Genomic DNA, 12,093 nt, shown 5'->3' on the forward strand with positions numbered 1-12,093 from the left:
AAATCATGAAGGTGATCGTTGCCGGGGCCGGCCTCGTAGGTTCGAATATCGCGCGTTACCTTGCCGCTGCCGGCAACGATGTCACGCTCATCGATCAGCGCGGAGAGCTTGTCCGCAAGCTTGAGGACAATCTCGACATCCAGGCGATGATCGGCCATGCGGCCCATCCGGAAAGCCTGATGAAGGCCGGTGCGGCCGACGCCGACATGCTGATCGCGGTGACCCAGGTGGACGAGGTCAACATGGTGGCCTGCCAGGTTGCCCATTCGCTGTTCAACGTCCCGACCAAGATCGCCCGCGTCCGGCAGCAGGCCTATCTGACGGAAAACTGGGGTACGCTGTTCGACCGCGACCACATCCCCATCGATTTCGTCATTTCGCCCGAGGTCGAGGTTGCCCATGCCATCGCCCGGCGGCTGGAAATTCCCGGTGCATTGACCGTGGTTTCGTTCCTCGACCAGCGCATCCGTCTCCTCGGCTTCCGTTGTACCGGCGAGACGCCGGTCGTCCACACTCCGCTTCGTCAGCTTTCCTACCTCTTCCCCGACCTGCATCTCGTCTGTGTCGGCATCGTCCGCGGTGGCAAGTTCTTCGTGCCGGGTGGCGATGACCAGATGCTGCCCGATGACGATGTTCTCGTGGTGGTGGAAAATGCCCATCTTGACCGTACCCTGTCGGCCTTCGGCATCGAGGACCAGATGGGCGAGCGCATCATCATCGTCGGCGGCGGCAATGTCGGCCTGTTCCTCGCGCAGGAGCTTGAAGAGCGCTATCCGCATCTCTCGCTCAAGCTGATCGAGTTCAACCAGGCCCGGGCCACGCTCGTTGCCGAGCAGCTCACGCGCACCGTGGTGCTTTGCGGCGACGCACGGGAAAGGGACCTGCTCGAGGAGGCGAATGTCCGCGCCTCTCATTCCATCGTGACCGTCACCAATGATGACGAGGTCAACATCATCGCCGGACTGCTGGCCAGACGGCTGGGCTGCTCCCGCAGTCTGGCACTGGTGAACAACAGCAATTACAATATCCTGATGGACACCATAGGCATCGACGTCGCCATCAATCCGCGCGAAATCACGGTTTCCAGCGTGCTTCAGCACGTCAAGCGCGGCCGCCTGGGCTCCGTGCACACCATTCGCGACGGCGAGGCCGAGATCTTCGAGGCGGAGGCGCTGGAGACGTCCCAGATCGTCGACAAGCCCCTGCGGTCGCTGCGACTGAGCGGCGTGATCATCGGCGCCATCGTTCGCGACGGCAAGATGATCACGCCGCGCGGCGATACGGTCGTCCAGGCCCACGACCGACTGGTCGTGCTGGCGCGCAGCGACATGTCGAAGAAAGTGGAGCAGCTGTTCGCCGTCCGCCCGGACTATTTCTAGAAAACACGGATCGGCCATGGGGAAATAAGGAAAAATGTCGCGCATTGCCTATGTCAATGGCCGCTACGTGCCCATCGCGACGCCGGCTGTCGCCATCGAGGACCGGGGCTACCAGTTCGCCGATGGCGTCTATGAGGTGATCAGGGTCGTCGAGGGCACCATCGGCGCGCTGGACCGCCATCTCGACCGCCTGGAACGTTCGCTCTCCGAACTCTCGATTCGCCCGCCCATGAGCCGGGCCGCCCTTGCCGCCGTGATCCGTGAGACCCTGCGCCGCAACCGCCTGCACCGGGCCATCGTCTACATCCAGATCTCCCGCGGCATAGCCCCGCGCAACCACCTGCCCCCGGCCTCCGGGCGCGCCAGCCTCGTCGTCACCGTCCGCCGGGCCCCCTTCCCCGACCGAAGGCAGCACGACGAGGGTTGCCGGGTCATCAGCCTGCCGGACGAGCGCTGGAAGCGCTGCGATATCAAGTCCATTGGCCTCCTGCCCAATCTGCTGGCCAGGCAGAAGGCCCGGGAAGCCGGCGCCCGTGAGGCGTGGATGCTGGATGACGACGGCCGGATCACCGAAGGGACATCCTCGAATGCCTACATCATCGATCGCGACGGCAGGCTGGTCACGCGACCGCTTGGACCGCGGATCCTGGGCGGAATCACCCGTTCGCTGCTGCTCGAACTGGCAAGGAAGGCCGGCATCGAGGTGATCGAGCGGCCGTTCACGCTGGAGGAGGCGAGAACCGCCCGCGAGGCCTTCCTCACCAGCACCACATCCCTGGTCCTGCCGGTGGTCCAGATCGACGATTGCACGATTGCCAACGGTATGCCCGGAACACTGACGAGGCGACTTCAGGAGGCTTTTGAAACGAATCAGGGACTGGACGTGCTGTATGAACGACAAAAGCCCTGATTCCGCGACCTCCGGTCGGATGTCTCTTGCGATTCTCGCCCGCAGGGATTAGCAGCGCTGGTGCATACTACGGATTGACTGGACCGGCACACGCTCTACGTTAGTCCAAGGATACACCTGATCAGAGCCTCAACCGTGATGTCTTGACGTCGGTTGCAAGCTGAAAACACACTAAGGATCGTACGAATGGCGACCGAAAAACAGAACTTGCAGGACGTATTCCTGAATCATGTTCGCAAGAACAAGGTGCCAGTAACCATATTCCTGATCAATGGCGTAAAGCTCCAGGGCGTTATCAGCTCATTTGACAATTTCTGTCTGCTGCTTCGTCGTGATGGCCATGTCCAGCTGGTCTACAAGCATGCCGTGTCCACCGTGATGCCGTCGGCGGCCGTTCGTCTTTATGACGCGCCGCCCGAGGAACAGCAGCAGTCCGGAGCCGGTGCAGGTGGCGGCCCGGGCTACGTGGATCGCGGGTAGCATCCTGGGTCAGGTCCAGGGGCGGGACCCCTTCCCGACAGATGAACCGAAGGCCCGTACATGGGTGGTGCATCCATCCATGTACGATGCGGACAGCTTGCGCCGCGACAGTGCTGCGCGCCTTGAAGAGGCCGTGGCACTGACCCGGGCGATCGACCTCGATGTTCGCGGTAGTGAAATCGCGCCGGTGCGTGCGCCGCGGCCGGCAACCCTGATCGGACAGGGCAAGGTCGACCAGATCGGTCAGGTCGTGGCTGACGAGGGAATCGACCTTGTCATCGTCGATGCTGCACTGACGCCGGTACAGCAGCGCAATCTCGAACGCGCATGGACATGCAAGGTCATCGACCGTACCGGCCTCATCCTGGAGATCTTCGGCGAGCGGGCGGCAACCCGGGAAGGTGTGCTCCAGGTCGAGCTGGCTGCCCTGTCCTACCAGCGCTCGCGGCTCGTGCGCTCATGGACCCATCTCGAACGGCAACGCGGTGGCCTCGGCTTCATCGGTGGGCCGGGCGAAAGCCAGATCGAACTCGACAGAAGGCGCATCGACGAACGCATGGTCAACCTGCGCCAGGAGCTCGATGATGTAAGGCGCACCCGCGGCCTGCACCGCAACGCCCGCAAGCGCGTTCCCTATCCGGTCGTCGCCCTGGTCGGCTATACGAATGCCGGCAAGTCGACGCTGTTCAATCGTCTCACCGGCGCGGATGTCCATGCCGAGGACAAGCTTTTCGCCACGCTGGATCCGACCATGCGAACCGTCCGCCTGCCGTCCGGCAAGCAGGTGATCCTGTCGGATACGGTCGGCTTCATCACGGACCTGCCCACAGCACTGATCGCCGCCTTTCGTGCCACGCTTGAGGAAGTTCTCGAAGCGGACCTCCTGATTCATGTTCGGGACATTACCCATGTCGAGAGCGAGGCTCAGGCACGTGATGTCGAGATGGTGCTGGATGAACTCGGCGTTGACGAAAAGTCGCGGCGGGACAACATGATCGAACTGTGGAACAAATCCGATCGACTCGACGACAGCCAGCGTCAGGCGCTCGCGACCGAGGTGGCGCGACGTCCGGAGATCCACCTCGTCTCGGCGGTCACCGGAAGCGGCCTGAATGAGTTGCTGGGCCTGGTCGATCAGCGGCTTGCAAAAGACGACCGCGTCATCGAGGTCCACCTGAACCATGAGCAGGGTGCCATCCTGAGCTGGCTGCACCAGCAGGGCCGCGTCATCAGCCGTGATGACGGCGAAACCGGCACCACTGTCAAGGTTGCCCTTTCCGGGAGCGTCCACAGTCAGCTTGAACAAAAGCTCCGACGCGAACTACCCTGACACCGGTCACTCGCTGGCCATCGCTACCGTTTCCGCCGACGAGACCATCGCCCCTGGTCGGATACCCTGCCCGCTCCTCAAGGAATCATGCCGCAGAGGGGCGGATGACGTGCGGTTCGAGTGCGGTGTTCCATTCGACCTGTCCCCGGTCGAACGAGATCCCCGAGTGCTTCAGAGCGAAGCCCAGCGCCTTGAGGGCATGGTCGCCAGCCATGCGTATCGCGAGGTCCGCATCGGCAATGTTCCAGTCGACGGCATTGCGCACCGCCTGGTCGAGGCGGAGTGCGGAACCCGCCAGTACGCCGCTGCCCGGCTGCGCGACCTTGCCCGTCTCATCCAGGACGACATCCATGCCGGCGAAGCGATAGGGTCCGGGTGCGGCTGCCGCCGCGAGGACGGCATCGGTGACCAGGATGCAGCTCCCTGCCCCCTTCAGCCGGATCAGCGCCGACAGCGCTGCGGGCGACATGTGGTGGCCGTCGGCGATCAGACAGGCATGCAGCCGGGGCTCGGCAAGCTGTGCCAGAACAGTATTTTCCAGTTTGGGTAAATGTGGCGGAAGGCCATTGCCCAGATGTGTCGAAAGTGTCGCACCCGCATCGGCTGCCATGCGGACTTCATCGTGACCTGCGGCCGAGTGACCGATGGCGACCGTCTTGCCGGCGTGAACGAGATCGGCCACGGCGCGCTGCCCGCCGCTCCGCTCGGGAGCCAGCGTCACCAGCAGTATGGGCTTGCGGATGACCGCATCGAGCCGCGCGACGAGAGCCACGTCGGGGTCGATCATCGCACCCGGAGGATGGCAGCCGCGATACCCCGGCGCATCGTTCAGGAACGGCCCCTCCAGATGATAACCGGGGACCATCACGGGACCGAGACGGCTCCCGTGCACGGCTGTGTCCAGTGCCCGGAACCGGTCCCCGAGTTCGGCCTCATGCGCCGTGATGAGGGTCGGCAGGCAGCCCGTGACACCTGTCGTCAACATGGCCTCGAGCGCATGATCGAGGGCCTTCGGGGTGATTGCCGGGTCGTTGAAATCGACACCTGCAAAGCCATTGACCTGCAGGTCGAAAAGCCCGCTCGTCCGCATCAGGCCGCCCCCGGCTCTGCGGGACGCCCCTTGAGCAGACCCGCCGACGCCTTGTCGAGATGCAAGCTACAACTTGCGTGACGCTGGATGATCGACGCGGGATGCAGGTTCGTCACCGGCCCATCGACCGCGTCGGCGACCGCCCGTGCCTTGCGCTCGTCGGGAACGGACAGCACCAGGTGCCGGGCCTTCATGATCTGGCGGATCGACATGGAAATCGCTTTTGCGGGAACATCTTCAAATGTCTTGAACCACCCCTCGCCCATCTGCTGGCGCCGGCAACCCTCGTCCAGTTCGACCATGATGAAAGGTTGCTCGGTGTCGAAATCCGCCGGTGGGTCATTGAAGGCGAGATGGCAATTCTCGCCGATGCCGGCAAAGCAGACGTCGACCGTCTCCCGGGCGATGCGTGCGTTGAGCCGGTCAAGTTCGGCCCCGATGTCGTCCGCATCGCCATTCACCGCGACGAATTCGGCCAGTGGACCGACACGGCCGACGAAACGCTCGTCGAGGTAACGGCGAAAACTTGCCGGATGTCGCACATCCAACCCGATATATTCGTCAAGATGGAAAACCGTGACCCTCGACCAGTCCACCTCGGAGTCAACGAGCGCTTCGAGCATCTCGAACTGGCTCGCGCCGGTGGCAACGATGATCGCCGCCTGCCCCTTTCCTTCCAGCGCCCGGTTGATCGCCCCGGCACCTTCGCTCGCGGCCGCCCTGCCGAGAGCAACCGCATCGTCGTGAATCCCGATCTGCATTCCGGCTCCGCCTGAAGAAATACCCTTGCCGATGAATGCAGAAATTCGGCCATGCGATCAAGGACCGACCTCGCTGCCGGCTCCTTCCCCCAGGTGGAAAGTCCTGCGGACCGAATGGAAGCGAGGTCGAGGTAACCGGGAAACCCACCTTGAATTCAGAACGGCACCTTGACGTTGACCTGGACCTGATGGTTCGTGAAGTCCTGGCGCTTGGCGATGTCGTAGTCGAGGGAGACATCGTAGCCCTCGCCGTCCAGAAAACTCACGCCCAGGCCGCCGACAACGGCGAATTCGTCTGTGTCCAGACCGTCCGTGGTGAACGTTCCGCCACCCGCGCCGTTATTGGCAGCAAAACGGCTGGTGACGTCATTGCCGCCGGCCAGCGCATCGTAGGTGAAGCCCAGATCGCCGCTCACATGGAACCCGTCGAAGAGCCGGTAGGCAAACCCGCCCGACAGGCCCAGCTCCAGGCTGTCGGCATCGCTCTCGTCCACGATGAAGTCGGCACCGCCCAGGCCATCCTCGCGGTAATCGTCGAATTCCGCATAGATGTACTGCGCATGGGCCCGCGGAATCAGGGTCAGGTCCTCCGAAAGGGCGATGCGATGTCCGACCTCCAGGGCAGCCGTGGCATTCCAGCCGTCGAAATCCGCACTCGCCGTATCGCTCAACCCGCCAAACGTTACCTTGCGCTTGCTGTGATTGTCGCTGATGCCGCCTCCGGCCATCAGGCTCACATAGGTCGACGGGGTGATGTCGTAGTTCGCATAGACCTGCCCCTGCCAGTTGTCCCCACGGATCTTGGCATCGACGCCGTGCCTGGACTGGACATTGCTGCGCGAATAGGCCGCCGACACGCCGAGCATCAGATCTTCGGTGAATTTCGCATCGAAGCCCACCGCGAGTCCGCCGGTAGTTGCGGTGAAACCGGAAATGTCGCCGTCGGATTCCTGCAGCGTGCGTGCCGCAAACGGTTTCACCCAACCCGTGGGAGCGGTGAACGTTGCATCGCCGCCGCTGACGCCGGAGAATGCGCCCAGACGGTCGAGCGTCACCCGGTTGGATCCGGCGCTCACCATCATCACCTGGCTCTGCGCCGCATTGCCGCCCAGGGCGGGCTGAAGCTCGTTCAGTGCGGCGGCCACCTCGGCGGCACTGCCGAGCGACGTGAGTGCACCGAATACCGGGCTCGACGCAACCATGGCCGGGCTGTTCAGGATCGTGTCGATGGCATCGAGCATGTCGCCATCGGCATGGGCCGCGCTCGTGCCGGCCAGCACGTCACCGAGCGGATCGGCGGTCACGTTCACATCAATGGCCTGACCGTTCAAAATGCCGGCAAAGTTGAGGATCGCACTGTTGTCGGTGACCGTCAGCGAGGGAGCGTTGATCGCACCACCGGCGGAGATGACGCCGGGAATGGTCTGTCCGCCGACAAGCGTGGAATCCGGGGCCACGGTGAGCGCGATGGCTCCCGAGCCGGAAAGATCGACATTGCCGCTGACCTGCAGGATGCCATGGCTGGTCGTCGAATCTACCTTCATCGCCAACACGCCGCCCGCTGCCTGGGTGAAATCGCCGGTGAGCGCGACCGTCCCGTCGCGAACATCGACCACACCGGCATTGGTCATGCCGCTGGTGGCCGTCACAGCATGGCCCAGCTTCAGATTGCCTCCCGATGCGATACTCATCGTATCGACGGTGAACGTCCCCTCGCTGGTGAAATCGCCCTGCACGTCCACGACCGAACCTGCGCCGCCGCTCACATTGCCCACCACCCTTGCATCATTGCCGGTAATATCCAGTCTCGAGGTTCCGAGCACCACACCGCCTTCCAGCACGCCGGCATTGGTGACGGTGGTGGTGTTGGCTCCACCGACATTGATCGAATTGAGGGTGCCGGTTATCGTGCCGCCAGCCTGGTTCTGAATGCCGCCCGCAACTGAAGTACCGGCTTCCAGAAAGATACCCGAATAGCCGGAAATATCACCCGAATTGACGATGGCACCGTTCAGCATCACTCCGCCGGACGTATTGATCGCTGATCCGGTCGAATTGTTGTAGGTGTTGATGATCGTCCCGCGATTGATGATTGATCCGGTAATCGTACTGTTGTTGACGATCCTTATGGCGCGAACTCCCGTCGTCCTTATGACACCATCATTGATAATCGATCCATTCACGGTCGATGTCGCATGAACGAGAATTCCATAGCCAGGTGAACTGATCGTTGCGCCTTCCTGATTTTCTATGTTTCCATTTGCAGTCGATGAATACACGTATATGCCATGTGAATTCGCATCGATATCCCCGCCATTGATGATGGCACCGGAAGTGGAAGTATATATTTCCAAGCCCATATTTCCGGACTCAATATTGCCGCTATTGATGATGTTGCCGGCGATGGTGGTGTTCGAACCAAATATCCCCAGTCCACCTGGAGCCGTGATCGTACCGGAATTCACCAGATTGCCGCTGAGCCCGGAACCGACAGCAAGATTGATTCCATCGCCGGTACTGGTGATTGTCCCGGCATTGCTGATACTGCCGGCCGCGCCGGTGACCCGCAGGGATGATGTCGCGGGCGTGGTGTCGGCCAGCGCACCGCCGCTCTGGATCGTCACGCTCTCGCCGGCACCCAGATCGCAGTACTCGTCACTGGCTGCGGCACCACTGATCGTCGTGTTCGCCACAATGCAAACGTCGCCGGCAGCGTTGGCAGAGTTGCCATGGGCCATGATGGCAAGGACAAGCGCCACGGCAGAACTCGCCATCAGACGCCGGCGACCGGAACAGCGACACGAGCGAGAATGCATCATCAAATTCCACCTCGACAGGGAAGATCTTACAAAGACACTCTACCAATAATTGATAATGAAAATACATTTCAAGAAATATTTTTACACATTCACAGAACAATTTAAGTATTAATACAAAAATTTTCCTATTATCAATCCTATAGACAATATACATGGACTTTACTGGAAACTATATATTACATGGAATTCGTGTATACATTCGAAATCATATCATCATTGACCATTCATTGCATACAGGTCCATGAATAACGTAAATATTCTGGTATTCCCACGTGGACCAGAATGTCGCCATCGCGAAGGAACGGTCCTGTCCCATCGGCTTCCGCCGTACTTTCAGCCTTGAGATGTTCCCCCCGTTCTGCCAGCATGTTCCGGTGAAGTTCGCAGCGGGCTCTCCCCTTGGCCTTTGGGCTGCGTCCCGTCACGAATGCCCCGGTCCCACTCTGTCTCCAGGTTCGATCCCATCCATGCGCGCGGCCTTCATTCACGCTGCCTACGACGTTCGTCTGGGCGAACTGCCCGAGCCGGTTCCCGGTGACGGTGAGGTACTGGTCGACATCGAATGTGTCGGCATCTGCGGGAGCGACCTGCACTACTACAAGGACGGTGCCATCGGTGCGGCCCAGGTGATCGCCGAACCGTTCGTGCCGGGTCACGAATTCGCCGGGAGGGTAAGGGAGAGCGTTCCCGGGCGTGGCATCGAAGCCGGCGATCTCGTCGTCATCGATCCCTGCCAGCCCTGCGGCCGGTGCGAGTGGTGCTTGCGCGGCGAGCATAACCTGTGCCCGAAGGTGGTCATGCACGGTGCTCCGCCCAAGGCTGGTGCCATGACCCGAACCATCGCCGCCCGCCGCGACCAGCTCTTCGCCGCACCGCGCAACTTCAACGCCACGGCTGCCGCCATGGCCGAACCACTCGGTGTGGGCATACATGCCACCGATCTTGCCCGGCCCCAATGGTTCGAGAGCGTCGTCATCCTCGGTGCAGGTCCCATCGGCCTCATCATCCTGCAACTCGTCCGGCTCGCCGGCGCGGATCGCGTGATGGTCGTCGACCCGGTCGACTATCGCCGCCGGAAAGCCCTCGAACTGGGTGCGCAGGAGGTATCGGCCCACCATGAGGACACGGCGTCATGGACCGGCGGACGTGGTGCGGATCTCGTCATCGAGGCCACCAACAGCCCCGAGGGCCTGCAACACGCGGCAGATGCCGCCAGGATCGGCGGACGCTGCGTCATCGTCGGCATACCCGACGGCAACACCTACCGGATCGAGGCTTCGGCCCCGCGGCGCAAGCAACTTACCATGATGTTCTCGCGACGCATGGGCAACGTCATTCCACGCGCCATCCGCCTCATCGCCGATGGGCGGGTGGACATGAAAGCCCTTGTGAGCCACCACATCGACCTCGATGACGTGCCGGAAGCCTTCCGCAAGCTTGCCGCCTGCGAGGACGGCGCCATCAAGATCATCGTCGACATCGCCGGCCACCCCTGAGACCCGTCCGCCAGCGCAACCGGGCGCTCGGGACAACCATCCGGACTTTGCCGATCAGAGCCCGGGGAACTGCAGCTTGGCGGCGACGATCGCCACCCCCACCGTCACGACGATTATCGTCGCAGCCAGATGCCACACGACACCCTCCACAGGATGGAACATTCCACATCTCATGCTGAAGGCCGGGCTATCATAGCACTGACCGGTTGCGTTGATAACCGTGCCACCCATCGCATCGACCGGAGGCACGGCAAGACAAGGTCGATCAAGCCACCAGCCCGTGCTTGCGGGCAAGATCGCGCAGGAACGGCATGCCGACATCGAGCACCTCCTCGGCACTGCGCGCGACCGGACGCCACACCGACAGCGCCCGGGCGATCTCCGGCGGCAGGGTGATGAAACTCTCGCCCACCAGATCGCCATCGAAACCGATCCCGGCCAGTGCCGCCAGCGTATCCTCCCAGTGAACATTCGCCGATCCCGGCACACCCCGGTCGGATTCGGACAGGTGGATGTATTTCAGGTGCCTGCCGGCGGTACGGATACCATCGGCCATGCCCTTTTCCTCGATATTCATGTGATAGGTATCGAGGTGGATCATCACCGCCGGCTCGCCGATCCGTTCGATCAGCGACACCGCCTGGGCCGCCGTATTGAGCAGGTGCGTCTCGTACCGGTTGCAGGGTTCCAGGCCGATCGTCATGCCAAGATCGGCGGCCCTGCGCGCCACCGGCCTGAGGACACGGGCAATCGTCTCGTATTCCGCCTCCGTCGGCGGGACGCCGGTGGTATAGCCGATCGACGCGTACACCACACCGGTCAGCGTATTGGAGCCCAGACCGTGGGCCGCATCGAGGGCCGTCATCAGGAAGGCTTCCGCCCTTTCCGGATGCAGCGGCGCCGTCTTGTCGAGCGGCAGGCCCAGCGAACAGGTCGGGGCCACGCCATGCTCGTCGAACAGCGCACGGCTGTGCGCCACATCCACCTGCTCGGGTGCCAGCAGCGCAATCTCGATGACATCAAGACCATGCCTTGCCGCCAGCGGCACTACGTGTTCGGCGGCCTCGCGTGTCCAGCTCGACGTCCACAGGCTCGAATGCATGCCGAATCGCACCAAAACCGTTCCTCCCCCCTGTTTTCACCGCTCCAATGGACCGATGACCATTGTCGCATCGATGTTGACGAGTTAACGGCTATTGGCAATAGCAGGCTGCCGGTCTGGCGGCAAACGGATGATGGCATGCCTTTCCAACCCCACTTCGAAATTGTCGTGGTCACCTCGGCCGATGGCTATCTCGGCCGCTATCCGGGACAGAACCCCCGCGAATGGGCCAGTGCGGAGGAACAGGAACAGTTTCTCACTTCCGTCGATGCCGCCGACTGGTCGTTCATGGGCCGGACCACGCACGAGACCGCGCCGCGCACCGACCGCCGCAGGGTGATTTTCTCGACCTCGGCTCCCCGCCCTGAGTGGCGTGCGCCGCAGCAGCTCTGGGTCGACCCCGGCCGGACGTCGATCGCGGAGATCTGCGCCATCATCGAAAAACGCCACCCGGCATGCGCCTGCCTCATCCTCGGTGCCACCCGCGTCCATGACTGGTTTCTCGAATACGGCCTCGTGCGCCGCATCACGCTGACCATCGAACCCATCGTCTTCGGTGCTGGCCTGCCGATCGTCAGCCAGGTCGCCGGCGACCCCAGCAACGTCATGAGGCAATTGGGCTTCGACCGCCTGAACATACGCAGCCTCAACAATTTCGGCACCCGCCTCGAAACCTGGGAACCGAGGTGAGGACAAGGGAAAATGATTTTCCCCTTGCCCTCATTC

10 protein-coding genes are annotated in these 12,093 nt (G+C 62.2%); 6 read left to right on the top strand and 4 right to left on the bottom strand.

Translation table 11 applies throughout. The annotated features are described in order from the left end of the window. The first annotated feature begins 5 nt into the window (after positions 1-5). The 4 genes from trkA (at position 6) to hflX (ending at position 4,099) form a co-directional block, all read left to right on the top strand. Positions 6-1,379, top strand: a complete 1,374-nt coding sequence (gene trkA, locus H6851_16825; protein MCB9945273.1) for a Trk system potassium transporter TrkA — start codon at positions 6-8, stop codon at positions 1,377-1,379. 34 nt (positions 1,380-1,413) lie between these two features. Beyond that, on the top strand, positions 1,414-2,289 hold the full coding sequence (locus H6851_16830; protein MCB9945274.1) for a D-amino-acid transaminase: 876 nt from the start codon (positions 1,414-1,416) through the stop codon (positions 2,287-2,289). 186 nt (positions 2,290-2,475) lie between these two features. Further along, positions 2,476-2,769 carry an RNA chaperone Hfq gene (gene hfq, locus H6851_16835; protein MCB9945275.1) on the top strand — a complete coding sequence of 98 codons (294 nt, stop codon included), beginning with the start codon at positions 2,476-2,478 and terminating at the stop codon, positions 2,767-2,769. A 79-nt stretch (positions 2,770-2,848) separates the two neighbouring features. After that, on the top strand, positions 2,849-4,099 hold the full coding sequence (gene hflX / locus H6851_16840; GenBank protein ID MCB9945276.1) for a GTPase HflX: 1,251 nt from the start codon (positions 2,849-2,851) through the stop codon (positions 4,097-4,099). 85 nt (positions 4,100-4,184) lie between these two features. On the opposite strand, the gene H6851_16845 is transcribed toward hflX, so the two are convergent. From H6851_16845 to H6851_16855, 3 genes are all read right to left on the bottom strand, one after another. Then, positions 4,185-5,189 carry an N-acetylglucosamine-6-phosphate deacetylase gene (locus tag H6851_16845; GenBank protein ID MCB9945277.1) on the bottom strand — a complete coding sequence of 335 codons (1,005 nt, stop codon included), beginning with the start codon at positions 5,187-5,189 and terminating at the stop codon, positions 4,185-4,187. Further along, the gene (locus H6851_16850) at positions 5,189-5,950 is read right to left on the bottom strand and encodes a glucosamine-6-phosphate deaminase (GenBank protein ID MCB9945278.1); all 762 of its coding nucleotides are present in this window, start codon (positions 5,948-5,950) and stop codon (positions 5,189-5,191) included. Before H6851_16850 ends, H6851_16845 begins: the two co-directional genes overlap by 1 nt. Positions 5,951-6,105: 155 nt before the next feature. Then, positions 6,106-8,724, bottom strand: coding sequence for an autotransporter domain-containing protein (locus tag H6851_16855; protein ID MCB9945279.1), 2,619 nt, complete (start codon positions 8,722-8,724; stop codon positions 6,106-6,108). A 512-nt stretch (positions 8,725-9,236) separates the two neighbouring features. Here H6851_16855 and H6851_16860 point away from each other — a divergent pair. Next, entirely contained in the window at positions 9,237-10,265 is a 1,029-nt protein-coding gene (locus H6851_16860; GenBank protein ID MCB9945280.1) for an alcohol dehydrogenase catalytic domain-containing protein, read from the top strand. Positions 10,266-10,530: 265 nt separating this feature from the next. Here H6851_16860 and H6851_16865 read toward each other — a convergent pair whose 3' ends face one another. Then, positions 10,531-11,382, bottom strand: a complete 852-nt coding sequence (locus H6851_16865; GenBank protein ID MCB9945281.1) for a sugar phosphate isomerase/epimerase — start codon at positions 11,380-11,382, stop codon at positions 10,531-10,533. Between the two features lie 123 nt (positions 11,383-11,505). Here H6851_16865 and H6851_16870 point away from each other — a divergent pair, with 123 nt between their 5' ends. After that, positions 11,506-12,057 carry a hypothetical protein gene (locus H6851_16870; protein ID MCB9945282.1) on the top strand — a complete coding sequence of 184 codons (552 nt, stop codon included), beginning with the start codon at positions 11,506-11,508 and terminating at the stop codon, positions 12,055-12,057. The last annotated feature ends 36 nt before the right edge of the window (positions 12,058-12,093 follow it).

Source organism: Geminicoccaceae bacterium (assembly GCA_020638465.1).
GTDB lineage: Bacteria > Pseudomonadota > Alphaproteobacteria > Geminicoccales > Geminicoccaceae > JAGREO01.